Annotated in this window: 27 protein-coding genes; all 27 read left to right on the forward strand. The window is 65.4% G+C overall.

Annotated elements, in window-relative coordinates; all coding sequences use genetic code 11:
- Positions 1–2: 2 nt before the first annotated feature.
- On the forward strand, positions 3–839 hold the full coding sequence (gene rplB / locus ACVPT3_RS05630; protein ID WP_267516094.1) for a 50S ribosomal protein L2: 837 nt from the start codon (positions 3–5) through the stop codon (positions 837–839).
- A 2-nt stretch (positions 840–841) separates the two neighbouring features.
- The gene (gene rpsS, locus ACVPT3_RS05635; protein ID WP_008262211.1) at positions 842–1,120 is read left to right on the forward strand and encodes a 30S ribosomal protein S19; all 279 of its coding nucleotides are present in this window, start codon (positions 842–844) and stop codon (positions 1,118–1,120) included.
- Between the two features lie 3 nt (positions 1,121–1,123).
- Entirely contained in the window at positions 1,124–1,504 is a 381-nt protein-coding gene (gene rplV, locus ACVPT3_RS05640) for a 50S ribosomal protein L22 (protein ID WP_008262904.1), read from the forward strand.
- On the forward strand, positions 1,504–2,259 hold the full coding sequence (gene rpsC, locus ACVPT3_RS05645) for a 30S ribosomal protein S3 (protein ID WP_183194940.1): 756 nt from the start codon (positions 1,504–1,506) through the stop codon (positions 2,257–2,259). Before rplV ends, rpsC begins: the two co-directional genes overlap by 1 nt.
- Before the next feature lie 3 nt (positions 2,260–2,262).
- Positions 2,263–2,703, forward strand: coding sequence for a 50S ribosomal protein L16 (gene rplP / locus ACVPT3_RS05650; RefSeq protein WP_087119314.1), 441 nt, complete (start codon positions 2,263–2,265; stop codon positions 2,701–2,703).
- Entirely contained in the window at positions 2,703–2,900 is a 198-nt protein-coding gene (gene rpmC, locus ACVPT3_RS05655) for a 50S ribosomal protein L29 (RefSeq protein ID WP_008263673.1), read from the forward strand. The genes rplP and rpmC overlap by 1 nt, the downstream gene beginning before the upstream one ends.
- A gap of 10 nt (positions 2,901–2,910) precedes the next feature.
- A complete protein-coding gene (gene rpsQ / locus ACVPT3_RS05660; RefSeq protein WP_267516110.1) occupies positions 2,911–3,153 on the forward strand; it encodes a 30S ribosomal protein S17 in 243 nt (80 codons plus the stop codon).
- A gap of 18 nt (positions 3,154–3,171) precedes the next feature.
- Positions 3,172–3,540: a 50S ribosomal protein L14 gene (rplN, locus tag ACVPT3_RS05665; protein ID WP_003164378.1), complete on the forward strand. Its 369-nt coding sequence runs from the start codon at positions 3,172–3,174 to the stop codon at positions 3,538–3,540.
- 1 nt (position 3,541) lies between these two features.
- The gene (rplX, locus tag ACVPT3_RS05670) at positions 3,542–3,850 is read left to right on the forward strand and encodes a 50S ribosomal protein L24 (RefSeq protein WP_008263379.1); all 309 of its coding nucleotides are present in this window, start codon (positions 3,542–3,544) and stop codon (positions 3,848–3,850) included.
- Positions 3,850–4,410, forward strand: coding sequence for a 50S ribosomal protein L5 (gene rplE / locus ACVPT3_RS05675; RefSeq protein WP_154726240.1), 561 nt, complete (start codon positions 3,850–3,852; stop codon positions 4,408–4,410). The genes rplX and rplE overlap by 1 nt, the downstream gene beginning before the upstream one ends.
- Positions 4,411–4,429: 19 nt before the next feature.
- Positions 4,430–4,735 (forward strand): 30S ribosomal protein S14, encoded by a 306-nt coding sequence (gene rpsN / locus ACVPT3_RS05680; RefSeq protein ID WP_008259854.1) that lies wholly within the window; start codon positions 4,430–4,432, stop codon positions 4,733–4,735.
- 15 nt (positions 4,736–4,750) lie between these two features.
- A complete protein-coding gene (gene rpsH, locus ACVPT3_RS05685; RefSeq protein WP_008262310.1) occupies positions 4,751–5,149 on the forward strand; it encodes a 30S ribosomal protein S8 in 399 nt (132 codons plus the stop codon).
- Between the two features lies 1 nt (position 5,150).
- Entirely contained in the window at positions 5,151–5,684 is a 534-nt protein-coding gene (rplF, locus tag ACVPT3_RS05690; protein WP_492043207.1) for a 50S ribosomal protein L6, read from the forward strand.
- A 3-nt stretch (positions 5,685–5,687) separates the two neighbouring features.
- Positions 5,688–6,044, forward strand: a complete 357-nt coding sequence (gene rplR / locus ACVPT3_RS05695) for a 50S ribosomal protein L18 (RefSeq protein ID WP_314120610.1) — start codon at positions 5,688–5,690, stop codon at positions 6,042–6,044.
- Positions 6,045–6,056: 12 nt separating this feature from the next.
- Positions 6,057–6,665, forward strand: coding sequence for a 30S ribosomal protein S5 (rpsE, locus tag ACVPT3_RS05700; RefSeq protein WP_008262674.1), 609 nt, complete (start codon positions 6,057–6,059; stop codon positions 6,663–6,665).
- Positions 6,666–6,668: 3 nt separating this feature from the next.
- Positions 6,669–6,857 (forward strand): 50S ribosomal protein L30, encoded by a 189-nt coding sequence (rpmD, locus tag ACVPT3_RS05705; RefSeq protein ID WP_183194946.1) that lies wholly within the window; start codon positions 6,669–6,671, stop codon positions 6,855–6,857.
- Positions 6,858–6,999: 142 nt separating this feature from the next.
- On the forward strand, positions 7,000–7,593 hold the full coding sequence (rplO, locus tag ACVPT3_RS05710) for a 50S ribosomal protein L15 (protein ID WP_287928806.1): 594 nt from the start codon (positions 7,000–7,002) through the stop codon (positions 7,591–7,593).
- 130 nt (positions 7,594–7,723) lie between these two features.
- Positions 7,724–9,103 (forward strand): preprotein translocase subunit SecY, encoded by a 1,380-nt coding sequence (secY, locus tag ACVPT3_RS05715; RefSeq protein WP_304935176.1) that lies wholly within the window; start codon positions 7,724–7,726, stop codon positions 9,101–9,103.
- A gap of 48 nt (positions 9,104–9,151) precedes the next feature.
- The gene (locus ACVPT3_RS05720; protein WP_492043208.1) at positions 9,152–9,712 is read left to right on the forward strand and encodes an adenylate kinase; all 561 of its coding nucleotides are present in this window, start codon (positions 9,152–9,154) and stop codon (positions 9,710–9,712) included.
- 30 nt (positions 9,713–9,742) lie between these two features.
- Positions 9,743–10,480, forward strand: a complete 738-nt coding sequence (locus ACVPT3_RS05725; RefSeq protein ID WP_492043209.1) for an energy transducer TonB — start codon at positions 9,743–9,745, stop codon at positions 10,478–10,480.
- Positions 10,481–10,528: 48 nt separating this feature from the next.
- A complete protein-coding gene (locus ACVPT3_RS05730) occupies positions 10,529–13,018 on the forward strand; it encodes a zinc-dependent metalloprotease (RefSeq protein ID WP_492043210.1) in 2,490 nt (829 codons plus the stop codon).
- 100 nt (positions 13,019–13,118) lie between these two features.
- Positions 13,119–13,487: a 30S ribosomal protein S13 gene (rpsM, locus tag ACVPT3_RS05735; protein WP_026108555.1), complete on the forward strand. Its 369-nt coding sequence runs from the start codon at positions 13,119–13,121 to the stop codon at positions 13,485–13,487.
- Positions 13,488–13,496: 9 nt separating this feature from the next.
- Positions 13,497–13,886, forward strand: coding sequence for a 30S ribosomal protein S11 (gene rpsK / locus ACVPT3_RS05740; protein ID WP_008264180.1), 390 nt, complete (start codon positions 13,497–13,499; stop codon positions 13,884–13,886).
- Between the two features lie 91 nt (positions 13,887–13,977).
- Positions 13,978–14,997 (forward strand): DNA-directed RNA polymerase subunit alpha, encoded by a 1,020-nt coding sequence (locus ACVPT3_RS05745; RefSeq protein ID WP_267516149.1) that lies wholly within the window; start codon positions 13,978–13,980, stop codon positions 14,995–14,997.
- 107 nt (positions 14,998–15,104) lie between these two features.
- On the forward strand, positions 15,105–15,524 hold the full coding sequence (rplQ, locus tag ACVPT3_RS05750) for a 50S ribosomal protein L17 (protein WP_035307159.1): 420 nt from the start codon (positions 15,105–15,107) through the stop codon (positions 15,522–15,524).
- Positions 15,525–15,618: 94 nt separating this feature from the next.
- Positions 15,619–15,996: a GNAT family N-acetyltransferase gene (locus ACVPT3_RS05755; RefSeq protein WP_492043211.1), complete on the forward strand. Its 378-nt coding sequence runs from the start codon at positions 15,619–15,621 to the stop codon at positions 15,994–15,996.
- A complete protein-coding gene (locus tag ACVPT3_RS05760) occupies positions 15,947–16,075 on the forward strand; it encodes an N-acetyltransferase (RefSeq protein ID WP_492043212.1) in 129 nt (42 codons plus the stop codon). The genes ACVPT3_RS05755 and ACVPT3_RS05760 overlap by 50 nt, the downstream gene beginning before the upstream one ends.
- The last annotated feature ends 24 nt before the right edge of the window (positions 16,076–16,099 follow it).

Raw genomic sequence — 16,099 nt, forward strand, 5'->3', positions numbered from 1 at the left:
AGATGGCCTTGAAACATTACAATCCGACCTCGCCGGGCCGTCGCGCCCTCGTGCTGGTCGACCGTTCGGAGCTCCACAAGGGCCGTCCGGAAAAGTCGCTGACCGAAGGCCTGACCAAGTCGGGCGGACGCGGGCAGGGCGGTCGCATCGCGGTCCGCTTCCGCGGCGGCGGCGCCAAGACCCTGTACCGCAAGATCGACTTCAAGCGTCGCAAGTGGGACATGGTCGGCACGGTCGAGCGTCTGGAATACGATCCGAACCGCACGGCCTTCATCGCCCTCGTGACCTACGAAGACGGCGAGAAGACCTACATCATCGCGCCGCAACGCCTTAAGGCCGGCGACGTGGTGATCGCGGGCGAAAAGACCGACGTGAAGCCGGGCAACGCCATGCCTCTTCGTTCGATGCCGGTGGGTACGATCATCCACAACATCGAGATGAAGCCAGGCAAGGGCGCTCAGCTGGCCCGTTCGGCCGGCGCCTACGCCCAGCTGGTGGGTCGCGATCAGGGCTACGCCCAGATCCGCCTCGGCTCGGGCGAGCTTCGCATGGTCCTGGACGGCTGCATGGCCACTGTGGGCGCGGTTTCGAACCCCGACCACATGAACCAGAACCTCGGCAAGGCCGGTCGCAAGCGTCACATGGGCTTCCGCCCGCACGTCCGCGGCGTCGCCATGAACCCGATCGACCACCCGCACGGTGGTGGTGAAGGCCGGACCTCTGGCGGTCGCACCCCCGTTACGCCGTGGGGTAAGGACACCAAGGGCACCCGTACCCGCAAGAACAAGGCTACGGACAAGTACATCATCCGTACCCGCCACGTTAAGAAGGCTCGCTAAGAATGGCCCGCTCCTCCTGGAAAGGCCCGTTTGTCGACGGGTATCTGCTCAAGAAGGCCGACGCCGTTCAAACGTCGGGCCGCAAGGACGTGATCAAGACCTGGTCGCGCCGCTCCACCATCCTGCCGCAGTTCGTCGGTCTGACGTTCGGCGTCCATAACGGTCAGAAGCACGTGCCCGTGTCGGTCTCGGAAGAGATGGTCGGCATGAAGCTCGGCGAGTTCGCCCCGACCCGGAACTTCCCGGGTCACGCGGCGGACAAGAAGGCCAAAAGGAAGTAACTGATGGCCCAGACCAAGAACATTCGTCGGGTCGCCCCGACCGAGGCCCGCGCCAAGCTGGTCAACGTGCGCATCAGCCCGCAAAAGCTGAACCTGGTCGCCGCATCGATCCGCGGCATGCCGGTTCAGAAGGCGCTGAACGAGCTGGAATTCAGCCGTAAGCGTATCGCGACCGACGTCCGCAAGGTCCTGTATTCGGCGATCTCGAACGCTGAGAACAACCACAACCTCGACATCGACAACCTCGTCGTCGCCGAGGCCTTCGTGGGCAAGAACCTGGTGATGAAGCGTTTCGCGAGCCGTGCTCGTGGCCGTTCGTCGCGCATCCTGAAACCGTTCAGCGAGATCACCATCGTGGTCCGTGAAGCCGGCGAGGCCGCCTGATGGGTCAGAAAATCAATCCGATCGGTCTGCGCCTCGGCGTGAACCGTACGTGGGACAGCCGTTGGTTCGCCGCCGGCGCCGACTATTCCCGCCTGCTGCACCAGGACCTGAAGCTGCGCGAGTGGCTGCGGGAACGCCTGGCCGCCGCCGGCGTGTCGCGCATCATCATCGAGCGCCCGCACAAGAAGTGCCGCATCACCATCTACGCCGCCCGTCCGGGCGTCGTGATCGGTAAGAAGGGCGCTGACATCGAGAAGCTCCGCAAGGACATCTCGGCGCGCACCGAAGGTGAAGTTCACCTGAACATCATCGAAGTCCGCAAGCCGGAAACCGATGCTCAGCTGATCGCCGAGAACATCGCGCAGCAGCTGGAACGTCGTGTTGCATTCCGCCGCGCAATGAAGCGGTCGATGCAGTCGGCGATGCGTTTGGGCGCCAAGGGCATTCGGATGAATGTCTCGGGTCGTCTGGGCGGCGCTGAAATCGCGCGGATGGAATGGTATCGCGAAGGTCGCGTGCCGCTTCACACCCTGCGGGCCGACATCGACTATGGCTTCTACGAAGCCAAGACGACCTACGGCATCATCGGCGTGAAGGTCTGGGTGTTTAAGGGTGAAGTGCTCGAGCACGATCCGATGGCCCAGGACAAGCGTTGGGCCCAGGAAGCGTCGGGTCCGTCCTCGAACGAAGGCCGCGAACGCGGCGGCCCCCGTGGCGACCGCGGTCCGCGTCGCGACCGGGGACGTGAGAACTAAGTCATGTTGCAACCGAAGAAGACCAAGTACCGCAAGGCCTTCAAGGGCCGGATCCATGGCTCGGCCAAGGGCGGCTTCTCGCTGAACTTCGGGTCGTACGGCCTGAAGACGCTGGAGCCGGAACGCATCACGGCGCGTCAGATCGAAGCGGCTCGCCGCGCGATCACCCGCCAGATGAAGCGCCAGGGCCGCGTCTGGATCCGCGTCTTCCCCGACCTGCCCGTCACGGGCAAGCCGGCCGAAGTCCGGATGGGTAAGGGCAAGGGCGCCGTGGACCACTGGGCCGCGCGCTGCCACCCGGGCCGTATCCTGTTTGAAATCGACGGCGTTCCGGACGATGTCGCCCGCGAAGCGCTCCGTCTCGGCGCCGCCAAGCTGCCGGTCCGCACCAAGGTCGTGACCCGTATCGACGCCGGCGTCGCTCATGTCGAGGTAGCCGCCTAATGACCAAGATCGCCGATCTGCGGTCGCAAACGACCGACCAACTGTCCGACGAGCTGCTGAAGCTCAAGAAGGAACAGTTCAACCTGCGCTTCCAGGCGGCCACCGGCCAAATGGAAAAGACTCACCGCGTTGGTGAAGTCCGCAAAGACATCGCCCGCATCTCGACGCTTCTGCGCGAGAAGCGTGCGGCCTCGTAAGGAAACGAATATGCCCAAGCGAATTCTTGAAGGCGTGGTCGTGTCCGACAAGGGCGACAAGACCGTCGTCGTGAAGGTGGAGCGCACGCTGCTGCACCCGGTTCTGAAGAAGATCGTTCGTCTTTCGAAGAAGTATCACGCCCACGACGAAGCCAACGCGCTCAAAGTCGGCGACATCGCTCGCATCGTCGAGTGCGCCCCGAAGTCCAAGTTGAAGCGCTGGGAAGTCCTTTCCAACGCCTCCGCCTCGTAATCAGAAGGATCTGATCTTATGATCCAGATGCAAACTAACCTGGAAGTGGCCGATAATTCGGGCGCCCGCCGGGTCATGTGCATCAAGGTGTTGGGCGGCTCCAAGCGCCGCTACGCCTCGATCGGCGACACTATCGTCGCCTCCGTGAAGGAAGCCATCCCGCGTGGCCGCGTGAAGAAGGGCGACGTTGTTCGCGCCATCGTCGTGCGCACCGCCAAGGACATCCAACGCAAGGACGGCTCGGTCATTCGTTTTGACAAGTCGGCCGCCGTCATCGTCAACAAGCAGAACGAGCCTGTCGGCACGCGGATCTTCGGCCCGGTTCCCCGCGAACTGCGCGCCAAGAACCACATGAAGATCATCTCGCTGGCTCCGGAGGTCCTGTAACATGGCCGCCAAGATCAAGAAGGGCGACCGCGTCGTCGTCCTCACCGGCAAGGACAAGGGCCGCACGGGCAACGTGCTGAAGGTCCTGCCCACCGAAAACCGCGTCCTTGTCGAAGGCGTCAACATGGTTCAGCGCCACACGCGCCCGAGCCAGGCTGACCCGCAGGGCGGCATCAAGAACAAGGAAGCCTCGCTTCACCTGTCGAACGTCGCGATCGCCGACGCCAACGGCAAGGCGACCCGCGTCGGCTTCAAGATCGATGGGGACACCAAGGTCCGCATCGCCAAGACGACGGGAGACGTCATCTGATGGCTACCGAGAAGTACACTCCGCGCCTCAAGGGCGAGTACCAGGCGCGCATTCGCCAGGTGCTGAAGGAAAAGTTCGGCTACACGAACGAAATGCAGGTGCCCAAGCTGGACAAGATCGTCCTGAACATGGGTATCGGCGAAGCCGTCGCGGACTCCAAGAAGGCGAACGCCGCCCTCAAGGATCTGACGGCCATCGCCGGCCAGAAGGCCGTCGCCACCAAGGCCCGTAATTCCATCGCCGGCTTCAAGCTGCGTGAAGGCATGGTCATCGGCGGCAAGGTCACCCTGCGCGGCGACCAGATGTACGAGTTCCTGGACCGGTTCATCACGATCGCGCTGCCGCGCGTGAAGGATTTCCGTGGTCTGAAGGGCACGTCGTTTGACGGTCGCGGCAACTACGCCACCGGTCTGAAGGAACACATCGTGTTCCCGGAAATCAACTACGACCAGATCGACCAGATGTGGGGCATGGACATTGTCGTCTGCACCACGGCCAAGACCGATGAGGAAGCCAAGGCTCTCCTCACCGAGTTCAAGTTCCCGTTCGTGAAGAACTGAGCGGGAAGGGAAGAGAACAATGGCTAAGAAGAGCGCCGTAAACCGCAACGAAGCCGTCAAGGCCCTGGTTGCGAAGTATGCCGCGAAGCGGGCCGCCCTGAAGGCGACCGCCAACGATGAAAACCTGCCGCTTGAGGAGCGTTTCGACGCGCGCCTGAAGCTGGCTGAACTGCCGCGCAACTCCGCGCCGACCCGTATTCGCAACCGTTGCGAAGTGACCGGTCGTCCGCGTGCGTTCTATCGCAAGCTCAAGATGAGCCGGATTGCGCTGCGTGAACTCGGCAACCAGGGCCAGATCCCTGGTCTGACCAAGTCCAGCTGGTAAGGGGAGCGAACAGACATGATGATCAACGATCCCCTGAGCGACATGATCGCTCGCATCAAGAACGCGGCGACCCGCAAGCGTTCCAAGGTGCTGACCCCCGCTTCCCGTCTGCGCCAGCGCGTCCTCGACGTGCTGCAGGACGAAGGCTACATCCGCGGCTACAACCTGGTTCAGAACCCGGGTGAGTTTCCGCAGTTCGAGATCGAGCTGAAGTACTTCGACGGTCAGCCCGTCATCGCCGAGATCGCGCGCGTGTCCAAGCCGGGCCGCCGCGTCTATTCGGCGATCGGCGATCTGAAGCCCGTCAAGAACGGCCTCGGCATCTCGATCCTCTCGACTTCGAAGGGCGTCATGTCCGACGCTTCTGCCCGCGACGCCAACGTCGGCGGCGAAGTCCTCTGCAGGGTCTACTGATATGTCCCGTATTGGCAAGAAAACCATCGCTGTGCCGAAGGGCGTGACTGTCACGCTCGACGGTCAGACCGTCTCCGTGAAGGGCCCCAAGGGCGAGAGCTCCTGGACCGTCGCCGAGGAAATCGAAGTCACGCGAGAAGGCGACGAGCTGTCGCTGGGCCTGCGCACGGACACGCAACGCGGTCGCGCGATGTGGGGCCTGTCGCGCACCCTGGTCGACAACATGGTCACCGGCGTCACCACCGGCTTCGAGAAGTCGCTTGAGCTGGTCGGCGTGGGTTACCGCGCCGCGATGAAGGGCAACGCCCTGTCGCTGCAGCTCGGCTTCTCGCACGAAGTCGATATCGATCCGCCGGCCGGCGTCAGCTTCGCCGTTCCGAAGCAAACCGAGATCAAGATCCTCGGTTCGGACAAGCAAGCCGTTGGTCAGATCGCCTCGGTTATCCGCAAGCTGCGTCCGCCGGAGCCCTACAAGGGCAAGGGCGTCCGTTACGCGGGCGAAAAGGTCCGTCGCAAGGAAGGCAAGAAGAAGTAAGTCATGGCTCTTTCTCTTCGACAACAAGCCAAGCGCCGCTCGGAGCGCACCCGTCGCCGCCTGAAGGCCGTCGCCAACGGCCGTCTGCGCCTGTCGGTGTACCGTTCGGACAAGAACATCTCGGCCCAGATCATCGACGACGCCCAGGGCGTGACCGTCGCTTCGGCCTCGTCGCTGGAAGGCGGCAAGGGCAAGAGCGGTTCGGACACGGCTGCGGCCGCTGCGATCGGCAAGCTGATCGCCGAACGCGCCATCGAGAAGGGCGTCAAGGACGTCGTCTTCGACCGTGGCGAGTACATCTATCACGGCCGGGTCAAGGCGCTGGCGGAAGCCGCGCGCGAAGCCGGCCTGAACTTCTAAGGGACGCGAAGCATGGCGCATCAACCCCAGCGCGGCGGCGGCGGCAACGATCGCAACCGTCGTGACAACCGCAACGGTCCCGCTGTCGATGGTCCGGATTCCGACATCGTCGAGAAGCTGGTCCACATCAACCGCGTCGCTGCCACCGTCAAAGGCGGCCGCCGGTTCTCCTTCGCAGCCCTGATGGTCGTCGGCGACGGCAAGGGCCGCGTCGGTTTCGGTCACGGCAAGGCGCGCGAAGTGCCGGAAGCCATCCGCAAGGCGACCGAAGAAGCCAAGAAGACCATGATCCGCGTTCCGCTGCGCGAGAACCGCACCCTGCACCACGACGGCAACGGCCGTTGGGGCGCCGGCAAGATCATGATGCGCGCCGCCCCTCCCGGGACCGGCGTCATCGCGGGCGGTCCGATGCGCGCCGTGCTCGAAACCCTCGGCGTCCAGGACGTCGTGGGCAAGTCGACCGGCTCGTCGAACCCCTACAACATGATCCGCGCGACGTTCGAAGCGCTGAAGGTCCAGTCCTCGCCCCGTCAAGTCGCGTCCAAGCGCGGCAAGAAGGTCGCGGATCTGATGGGCCGTCGCAACGACGGCGCCTCGGCGCCCGAAGCTGTGGAGTCCTAAATCATGGCCGAGCAAAAGACCGTCACTGTTAAGCAGACCGGTTCGCCGATCCGCCGCAAGAACGACCAGCGCGCCACCCTGGTGGGCCTGGGTCTGAACCGCCTGGGTCGTGAATCGACCCTGGAAGACACGCCTTCGGTTCGTGGGATGATCGCCAAGGTCGCCCACCTGACCGAGATCGTCGAAAAGTAAGCCGTTTCGCCCTCTCCCGAACGCGGGGGAGGGCGTTTCTGCCTTGCGAATACCCCAAGGGTCGCCTATCAGCGGCCCTTAAATTTTTACAGCCGAGTCCGGATCATTGGTCCGGGCGCTAGCACCCGAAAGGATCAGGCATATGAAACTGAACGAAATCCGCGACAACGAAGGCGCGCACAAGAAGCGCATGCGTGTCGGCCGTGGCCCCGGTTCGGGCAAGGGCAAGACCTCGGGCCGCGGCGTCAAGGGTCAGAAGTCGCGTACCGGCGTCAGCCTGCTGGGCTTCGAAGGCGGCCAGATGCCGCTGTACATGCGCATGCCCAAGCGCGGCTTCAACAACCCGAACGCCCTGAAGCTGGCCGAAGTGAACCTGTGGCGCCTGCAAGACGCCATCGACGCCGGCAAGCTGGACGCCAAGTCGGAACTGAAGGGCGACGCCCTGGTCGCCGCAGGCGTGATCCGTCGCGTCAAGGACGGCGTGCGTCTGCTGGGCACCGGCGAGCTGAAGCAAGCCCTGAACCTGGTCGTCTGGTCGGCCTCTTCGGGCGCCATCAAGGCCATCGAAGCCGCCGGCGGTTCGGTCGTGCAAGAACGTATCGCCGCTGAAGCCAAGGCCGCTGCGCGCGTCGAGAAGCGTAACCTGGCCAAGGGCAAGGTTCCTGCCGCCAAGCCGCGTCTGGGCGACGAGAACAAGATCTCGGCCCGCACCAAGCGCGCCGCCGCCAAGGCCTAAGCAACGCGTCGTCGCGGCTGAACTAGGCCGTGGCCTGATTACACCTGCGACGACGAAACAACGGAAGCGGCCCTCGCATGAGGGCCGCTTTCCGCCTATCTGACGACTCAGTCAGTCGTGGGGACGCATAATGGCTTCGGCCGCAGAACAACTCGCCGCCAATATGAACATGGGCTCGTTCGCGAAAGCGACCGAGCTGCACAAGCGCCTGCTGTTCACGCTGGGCGCCTTGCTGGTTTATCGCATCGGGACTTACGTTCCGATCCCGGGCATCAATTCGCAGGCCTTCCTGCAGTTCTTCCAAGACCCCTCGGGTCAGCGCGGCATCCTGGACATGTTCAACATGTTCTCGGGCGGCGCGGTCGAGCGGATGGCCATCTTCGCGCTGAACGTCGCGCCCTATATCTCGGCGTCGATCATCGTGCAGCTGATGGGCACCGTGTATCCGCCCTGGGAGAAGCTGAAGAAGGAAGGCGGCGAGAGCGGCCGCAAGCAGCTGAACCAGTACACCCGCTATCTGACGGTGTTCCTGGCCCTGGCCCAGTCCCTCGGCATCGCCGCGGGCCTGAACGCCCAGCCGGGTCTGGTCGACAATCCGGGGATCTTCTTCCTGGTCTCGACCGTCGTGACCCTGACCGGCGGCACCATGTTCCTGATGTGGCTGGGTGAGCAGGTGACGGCGCGCGGCGTCGGCAACGGCATCTCGCTGATCATCTTCGCCGGCATCGTAGCGGTCCTGCCGTCCACCATCGCCCGGATGCTGGGCCTGGCCCAGCAGGGTCAGATGTCGGCCTTCGCACTGTTGTTCATAGCCGTTCTGGCCGTGGCGACCGTGGTCTTCATCGTCTTCATGGAACGCGCCCAGCGCCGTCTGCTGATCCAGTATCCGAAGCGCCAGGAAGGCAACCGGATGGCCGGGGGCGAGCGTTCGTTCCTGCCGCTGAAGGTGAACACCGCCGGGGTCATCCCGCCGATCTTCGCCTCGTCGCTGCTGATGCTGCCGACCACGGTGGCCAGCCTGACGGCCAATGCCGATCTGCCCGGCTATCTGAGTTGGCTGCCGCTGGTGACGGCCCAGCTGACGCACGGCCAGCCGCTGTTCATGGCCCTGTACGCGGCCCTGATCATCTTCTTCTGCTTCTTCTACACCTCGATCACCTTCAATCCCGAGGACACGGCCGAGAACCTGCGCAAATACGGCGGCTTCCTGCCGGGCATCCGTCCGGGCAAGCGGACGGCCGAGTATCTGGACTATGTCCTGACCCGTCTGACGGTGATCGGCGCGGCCTATATCACCGCCGTCTGCCTGCTGCCCGAGTTCATGGTCGCCCAGATGGGCAACAGCCTCTACTTCGGAGGAACGTCTATCTTGATCGTGGTGTCGGTCACCATGGACACTGTGGCTCAGATCCAGTCCCAACTGCTGGCGCACCAGTACGAGGGCCTGATCAAGAAGGCCAAGCTGCGCGGTCGCGGCGGTCGTGGCGCGCCCACGCCCGTTCGTCGCTGACCCGTGCGTCGCTGAGTTGATAAGAAGACGCCTGGGGAGGGCTTACGCGTGAACTTGATCCTGTTCGGACCGCCGGCGGCGGGCAAGGGGACACAGGCCAAGCGGCTGGTCGAAGAGCGGGGCATGGTCCAGCTCTCGACCGGCGACATGCTGCGGGCCGCCATCGCCTCGGGCTCGGAGCTGGGTCTCAAGGTCAAGGACGTGCTGGCGCGCGGCGATCTGGTCACGGATGAGATCGTCATCGCCCTGATCGAGGATCGTCTGCCCGAGGCCGAGGCCGCCGGCGGCGCCATCTTCGACGGCTTCCCCCGCACCGTGGCCCAGGCCGAGGCCCTGGACGCCATGCTGGCCAAGCGCGGCGCCCAGATCGACGCCGTGGTGCGGCTGAAGGTCGATGATTCCGCCCTGCTGGAGCGGATCGCCAAACGCTATGCCGAACAGGGCCGTCCCGACGACAATCCCGACACCTTCGTGGTGCGTCTGGACGCCTACAACCGCAACACCGCCCCGCTGCTTCCCTATTACGAAGCCCAGGGCAAGCTGACCGAGGCGGACGGCATGGGCTCCATCGAATCCGTCGCCAAGGCGATCGACGAAGCCCTGGCGTGACCAAACCGGACGTCGGGCGTTAGACGACCGATGCCAGACGCCGACCTCCAGAATGATCGAAGGCGCGCCCGCAGACGCTGGCGCGCCTTTGCTGTTTTCGTCGGGGTGGCTGGGGCCGAGTTGGGCCTCGCCCTGCTGCTGGGCCAGGTGAAGGGCAGGGCGCCGGAGATCTTGGGGACGCAGCCGCGCCCCTTCGAGGTCCTGCTCTATGACCCGCCGCCGCCGATATCCCAGCAGCCGCCTGCGCCGGAGACGGGCGGAGGCGCGCCTGCCGCCCCGTCGCGCGTCCACACTCCGCCGCCGCCGAAACAGCCGCGTCCTGTAGAACTGCCCGCCCCGCCCAAACAGGCGTCCGAGCCCGCGCCGGTCGTCGGGGTCGCGCCCGCGCCTTCGTCTGCGCCGGGTTTTGGCCAAGGGGGGGCGGGGACCGGCAGTGGCTCCGGCGTCGGCTCAGGCGCCGGCCCCGGCAGCGGATCGACCGGTCCCCGCCTCATCACCGGCCCGACCCTGGCCCAGGTCCGCGCCAATCATCCGCGTCAGGCCCGAAGCCGCTACGGCCGAGTTCAGCTGTCGTGCCGCATCCGTGTGGACAGCCGGCTCGAGGCCTGTCGCGTGGTCAGCGAAAACCCAGCCGGTCTCGGTTTCGGGGCGGCGGGCGTGGCGTTGTCGGGTTATTTCCGCTTCCAGCCCCCAACCGAGGACGGCCGTCCCGTGGAGGGGCGGGAAGTGACAGTCGGGATCGACTTTGGCATTCCGCCCCGGCGTTGACAGGCCTTTCGCGGCGCGGCCCTATTGGGACCTCACGGGGGATGTTCGATGACGCGATTGAAGACGGCTACGGCGCTCGCGCTGGTTCTGACCTGCGGCGCCGCGCCCGCCCTGGCCCTCGCTCCCGCAGCGCCGCCGGCCGCGTCATCCGTCCAGGCCATCGACGGTCTGTTTCCCCTGCGGGTCGATCCGGACAGGGGCACGGTTCTGATTCAGCTGCCGGCCCCGGACGCCGAGGGCGTAATGGCCCGCGTAATCCACTTCACCACCCTGCGGACCGGCGTCGGCTCGGCCGTGACCGGCCTGGACCGCGCCCAGATCGGGCCGACCCATATCCTGGTCTTCCGCAAGATCGGCGACCGGGTCGTGGCCGAGTACGAGAACCCCGCCTATCGCGCCTCCAGCGGCTCGGTCGATGAACAGGCCGCCGCCCGCGACGCCTTCCTGGGCTCCACCGTCTGGTCCGGCCCCATCGACAGCCGCACCTCGGACGGCGGGGTGGTCGTCGACATCGGCAAGTTCCTGACCTGGGACGCGACCGGCATCGCCGCCGCGCTGAAACAGGCGGGGCAGGGGACGTTCAAGCCCGTCGCGGACCTGAGCCTGGTCGAGGCTTCGGCCGCCCGAGCCTTTCCCGATAACGTCGAGCTGGAGGCGCGCCTGACCTTCGCCTCCGACGACGCCGGACGTGAGATCTCGCGCATCGCGCCCGAATTCCGTCTGGTCACCTTCAATGTCCACCACAGCTTCGTGAAATTGCCGGACGATGGCTATCTGCCGCGGCCGTTCGATCCCCGCACAGGGGCGATGAATCAGGTGTTGGCCGACTTCTCGGCGCCGCTGGACCAGCCGATCGTCTCGCGCCTGGCCGCCCGCTTCCGGCTGGAGAAGACCGATCCCGCCGCCGCCCGCTCGACCGTGGTCAAGCCGATCGTCTTCTATGTCGATCGCGCTGCGCCCGAGCCGATCCGCTCGGCCCTGGTCGAGGGCGCGCTGTGGTGGGCTGACGCCTTCGACAAGGCCGGCTTCATCGACGCCTTCCGCGTCGAGGTCCTGCCTGAGGGCGTGGACCCGATGGACGCTCGCTACAATGTCATCAACTGGGTCAACCGCGCGACACGAAGCTGGTCCTATGGCCAGAGCGTGGTCGATCCGCGCACCGGCGAGATCGTCAAGGGCTCGGTCCTGCTGGGTTCGTTGCGCGTCCGTCAGGACATGCTGATCTTCGAAGGCCTGGTCGGCGCAGACCGCACCGGCACGGGCGCCCAGGACGATCCCCAGCGCATCGCCCTGGCCCGGATCCGTCAGCTGTCAGCGCACGAGGTCGGCCACGCCATCGGGCTGATGCACAATTTCGCGGCCTCGACCCAGGAGCGGGCCTCCGTGATGGACTATCCGGTGCCGGTGATCGGGATCGGGGAGGATCAGGCGTTGGACTTCACCCAGGCTTACGGCGTCGGCATGGGGGCGTGGGATGATTTCGCCATCGACTGGCTGTACGCGCCCGCCGACGCCGCGACCCTGGACGCCAAGGCGAGAGCAGGGGCCGCGCGGCTGCGCTTCGTCTCTGACGCTGATGCGCGCACGCCGTCTATGGGCCAGCCCTGGGGCAGTCTGTGGGACAATGGCTCGGACCCGGTCGCAGAACTAGGCCACCTGATGCAGGTTCGGCGCATCGCCCTGGACCGGTTCGGTCTGCGCAACCTGCCGGCCGGATCGCCGGTCAATGATCTGCGACGCCGGCTGGTCCCGATCTATCTGTATCACCGCTACCAGGTGGACGCGGTGCTGAAGCTGGTCGGGGGGACCGACTACGGCTTCTCCATCGTCGGTGACGGGCGCGAGGTGGCGACGCCGGTTCCGGCCGCGACCCAGTCGGCGGCGCTGGACGCCCTGATCGCCACCCTGGATCCGGCCGAGCTGGTCCTGCCCGTGCCGCTGCTGGACCTCCTGGCGCAGCAGCAGTCGGGCGACAGCGACATTCAGCACCAGATCGAAGTCTTCCCGGGCGAGACCGGGCGCGGATTCGACGCCGGGGCTGCGGCCGATGTGGCGGCCGAGGTCACCCTGTCGGGCCTGTTCGCGCCGGAACGTGTCAACCGGCTGGTCGAATCGACCGCACGCGATCCCCAGGCCCTGGGTCTGACCGCTGTGCTGGCCCGGACCACGGCCGCCGTCTTCAAGCCCGCAGCAGGACGCTTGGCCGAACCGGCGCGTCGGGTTCAGGCCCGATATGTCCTGACTCTGGCCGGCCTGGTGCACGGCAAGGATCTGTCCGGCACCGCCGCCGCCCTGATCGACGCCGAACTGGAGACCATCGGCGCCCGCCTGCGGGGCTCGCGCGCCGCCGACCCGGTGCAGCGCGCGCACGACCGCTGGCTGGGCGGCCTATTGACCGATCGTGATCGATTGGATGAAGTGTTGAGCGTTCAACGTCACCCCGTCGCCGTCCCCCCGGGCAGCCCGATCGGCGACGTGGATTGCTGGCTGTGCGGGCTCCCGACATTGTCCATGCGCTCAGGCGTTGACGCGATGTGAATCATCTGTATAAGGGCGCCTTCCCGCGAAGGGCGCCACGCTCCTGGTTTGTTAACCGGAGCGTTTGTTGCGTCTGACTAACGCGTATCTGGAGAATTTCGTGGCCCGTATTGCTGGCGTCAACATCCCGACCAACAAGCGCGTTGAAATCGCGCTTCAGTACATCCATGGCATCGGCCCCGCCGCCGCCAAGGACATCACCGAGAAGGTCGGCATCGAGCCGGCTCGCCGGGTGAACCAGCTGACGGACGCCGAAGTCCTGTCGATCCGCGAAACGATCGACAAGGATCACACGGTCGAGGGCGACCTGCGCCGCGAGACGTCGATGAACATCAAGCGCCTGATGGACCTGGCTTGCTACCGCGGCCTGCGTCACCGCAAGGGCCTGCCGGTCCGCGGTCAGCGCACGCACACCAACGCCCGCACCCGCAAGGGTCCCGCCAAGCCGATCGCCGGCAAGAAGAAGTAAGACAGACACATGGCCAAGGAACCGGGTCGCGTAAAGAAGCGCGAGCGCAAGAACATCACCTCGGGCGTCGCCCACGTGAACGCCAGCTTCAACAACACCATGGTGACCATCACCGACGCGCAAGGAAATGCGATTTCCTGGTCGTCGGCCGGTCACATGGGCTTCAAGGGCTCGCGTAAGTCGACCCCGTATGCGGCTCAGATGGCCGCTGAAGACGCCGGCAAGAAGGCGCAGGAACACGGCGTGAAGACGCTGGAAGTGAACGTCTCGGGTCCGGGTTCCGGCCGTGAATCGGCCCTGCGCGCGCTGCAGTCGGTCGGTCTGACGATCACGACCATCCGCGACGTCACCCCGATGCCGCACAACGGTTGCCGTCCGCCCAAGCGTCGTCGCGTCTAAGCGACACCGCCTAAAGCACCCCCATCTCCGTCGGCTCCACCATGGCCTCGTCGACAAGGCCGGAGCCGACGAAACCCGTTCGAGGGACAAAATGATCGAAAGAAACTGGCAAGAGCTGATCCGTCCCGAGAAGCCGCAGATCGAGATCGGTTCCGACGCCCAGCGCAAGGCGCGCCTGGTGGCCGAACCCCTCGAGCGTGGCTTCGGCGTGACGCTCGGCAACGCGCTCCGTCGCGTTCTGCTGTCCTCGCTGCAAGGCGCGGCTGTCACCGCCATCCAGATCGACGGCGTCGTTCATGAATTCTCGTCGCTGGAAGGCGTTCGGGAAGACGTGGTCGACATCGTCCTGAACATCAAGCAACTGGCGCTGCGCATGCACGCCGAAGGCCCCAAGCGCATGACCCTGCGCGCCACGGGCCCCGGCGTCGTGACAGCCGGCCAGATCGACGTGCCGGCGGACATCGAGGTTCTGAACCCCGATCACGTCATCTGCACCCTGGACGATGGCGCGTCGGTCCGCATGGAACTGACCGTCCAGAACGGCAAGGGCTATGTGGCCGCCGAGCTGAACCGTCCGGAAGATGCGCCGATCGGCCTGATCGCCGTCGACGCCCTGTATTCGCCAGTCAAGCGCGTCGCCTATCGCGTCGAGCCGACCCGTCAGGGCCAGTCGCTGGATTACGACAAGCTGCTGCTGGAAGTCGAAACCAACGGTGCGGTCACGCCGGTTGACGCCGTGGCCTACGCCGCGCGCATCCTGCAAGACCAGCTGCAGATCTTCATCACCTTCGAAGAGCCCAAGAAGGCTGTCGAGCAGTCGGACGGCAAGCCCGACCTGCCCTTCAACCCGGCCCTGCTGAAGAAGGTGGACGAGCTGGAGCTGTCGGTCCGTTCGGCCAACTGCCTGAAGAACGACAACATCGTCTACATCGGCGACCTGATCCAGAAGACCGAGGGCGAAATGCTTCGCACCCCGAACTTCGGCCGCAAGTCGCTGAACGAGATCAAGGAAGTTCTCGCGACGATGGGCCTCAGCCTCGGCATGGACGTGCCGAACTGGCCGCCCGAAAACATCGAAGACCTGGCCAAGAAGTTCGACGACCAGATCTAAGTTCAACCCTCCGCCCGTCTCCTCTCGGGGAGAATGACGGGGCGGTTAGAAGATTACGAGCCTAGGTCTCCCCAGGAGATACCGGGCTCGGAGTAGGAGAGACCCAGATGCGCCACGGCGCCGCCCATCGTAAACTCGGTCGCACGACCAGCCACCGCACCGCCATGTTCGCGAACATGGCCGCCTCGCTGATCAAGCACGAGCAAATCACCACGACCCTGCCCAAGGCGAAGGAACTGCGTCCTTTCGTCGAGAAGCTGGTCACCCTGGCCAAGAAGGGCGATCTGCACGCTCGTCGTCAGGCCATCAGCCAGGTTCGCGACGTGCCGCAGGTCGGCAAGCTGTTCGAGACGCTCGGCCCGCGCTACAGCGAGCGTAACGGCGGCTATATCCGCATCATGAAGGCGGGCTTCCGCCACGGCGACAACGCCCCGATGGCCGTGATCGAGTTCGTCGATCGCGACGTCGAAGCCAAGGGCAAGGACTCCGGTCCGGTCCTGGCCTTTGAAGGCGACGACGAGGCTTAAGCCTCGCGTCTCTGACGAGACTGAACATCGAAAGGGCGGCCGGAGCGATCCGGCCGCCCTTTTGCTTTGATCGGACATGGGGCAAGAGGCGGGAATGACCGTCGCCATCGTCGAATACCGCCCCGACCACGCCGCCGCCTGGGCTCGGCTGAACGAAGCCTGGCTGGCCGAGGGCGGGTTCGCCGTCGAGGCCAAGGATCGACGGTCCATCGACGATCCGCACGGGGTCTTTCTAGCCGATGGCGGCCGGATTTTTATGGCCGAGCGGGACGGGGAGGCGGTCGGCTGCTGCGCCCTGATCCGAATACCGGACGGCTTCGAAGTGTCGAAGATGACGGTGACGCCCGCCGCGCGCGGTCTGGGCCTGGCGCGACGCCTGCTGGAGGCCTGCGAAGCGGCGGCGCGCGAGGCGCAGGCGACGCATGTACCTGGAGACCAACAGCGCCCTGACGCCGGCCATCGCCCTGTATGAAAGCTTCGGCTTCCTCCATCTGCCGCCCCGCCCGACCCCGTACGCCCGCGCCGACGTCTTCATGGAGAAGCGGCTCTAGCCGCTGAAGGCCTCGCCCAGGGCC

Source organism: Brevundimonas sp. FV1ps31S (assembly GCF_058681265.1).

Coding starts and splice junctions, on each gene's coding strand:
- rplB (WP_267516094.1), top strand. CDS start 3: ATGGCCTTGAAACATTACAATCCGACCTCGCCGGGCCGTCGCGCCCTC.
- rpsS (WP_008262211.1), top strand. CDS start 842: ATGGCCCGCTCCTCCTGGAAAGGCCCGTTTGTCGACGGGTATCTGCTC.
- rplV (WP_008262904.1), top strand. CDS start 1,124: ATGGCCCAGACCAAGAACATTCGTCGGGTCGCCCCGACCGAGGCCCGC.
- rpsC (WP_183194940.1), top strand. CDS start 1,504: ATGGGTCAGAAAATCAATCCGATCGGTCTGCGCCTCGGCGTGAACCGT.
- rplP (WP_087119314.1), top strand. CDS start 2,263: ATGTTGCAACCGAAGAAGACCAAGTACCGCAAGGCCTTCAAGGGCCGG.
- rpmC (WP_008263673.1), top strand. CDS start 2,703: ATGACCAAGATCGCCGATCTGCGGTCGCAAACGACCGACCAACTGTCC.
- rpsQ (WP_267516110.1), top strand. CDS start 2,911: ATGCCCAAGCGAATTCTTGAAGGCGTGGTCGTGTCCGACAAGGGCGAC.
- rplN (WP_003164378.1), top strand. CDS start 3,172: ATGATCCAGATGCAAACTAACCTGGAAGTGGCCGATAATTCGGGCGCC.
- rplX (WP_008263379.1), top strand. CDS start 3,542: ATGGCCGCCAAGATCAAGAAGGGCGACCGCGTCGTCGTCCTCACCGGC.
- rplE (WP_154726240.1), top strand. CDS start 3,850: ATGGCTACCGAGAAGTACACTCCGCGCCTCAAGGGCGAGTACCAGGCG.
- rpsN (WP_008259854.1), top strand. CDS start 4,430: ATGGCTAAGAAGAGCGCCGTAAACCGCAACGAAGCCGTCAAGGCCCTG.
- rpsH (WP_008262310.1), top strand. CDS start 4,751: ATGATGATCAACGATCCCCTGAGCGACATGATCGCTCGCATCAAGAAC.
- rplF (WP_492043207.1), top strand. CDS start 5,151: ATGTCCCGTATTGGCAAGAAAACCATCGCTGTGCCGAAGGGCGTGACT.
- rplR (WP_314120610.1), top strand. CDS start 5,688: ATGGCTCTTTCTCTTCGACAACAAGCCAAGCGCCGCTCGGAGCGCACC.
- rpsE (WP_008262674.1), top strand. CDS start 6,057: ATGGCGCATCAACCCCAGCGCGGCGGCGGCGGCAACGATCGCAACCGT.
- rpmD (WP_183194946.1), top strand. CDS start 6,669: ATGGCCGAGCAAAAGACCGTCACTGTTAAGCAGACCGGTTCGCCGATC.
- rplO (WP_287928806.1), top strand. CDS start 7,000: ATGAAACTGAACGAAATCCGCGACAACGAAGGCGCGCACAAGAAGCGC.
- secY (WP_304935176.1), top strand. CDS start 7,724: ATGGCTTCGGCCGCAGAACAACTCGCCGCCAATATGAACATGGGCTCG.
- ACVPT3_RS05725 (WP_492043209.1), top strand. CDS start 9,743: ATGCCAGACGCCGACCTCCAGAATGATCGAAGGCGCGCCCGCAGACGC.
- ACVPT3_RS05730 (WP_492043210.1), top strand. CDS start 10,529: ATGACGCGATTGAAGACGGCTACGGCGCTCGCGCTGGTTCTGACCTGC.
- rpsK (WP_008264180.1), top strand. CDS start 13,497: ATGGCCAAGGAACCGGGTCGCGTAAAGAAGCGCGAGCGCAAGAACATC.
- ACVPT3_RS05745 (WP_267516149.1), top strand. CDS start 13,978: ATGATCGAAAGAAACTGGCAAGAGCTGATCCGTCCCGAGAAGCCGCAG.
- rplQ (WP_035307159.1), top strand. CDS start 15,105: ATGCGCCACGGCGCCGCCCATCGTAAACTCGGTCGCACGACCAGCCAC.
- ACVPT3_RS05755 (WP_492043211.1), top strand. CDS start 15,619: ATGACCGTCGCCATCGTCGAATACCGCCCCGACCACGCCGCCGCCTGG.
- ACVPT3_RS05760 (WP_492043212.1), top strand. CDS start 15,947: ATGTACCTGGAGACCAACAGCGCCCTGACGCCGGCCATCGCCCTGTAT.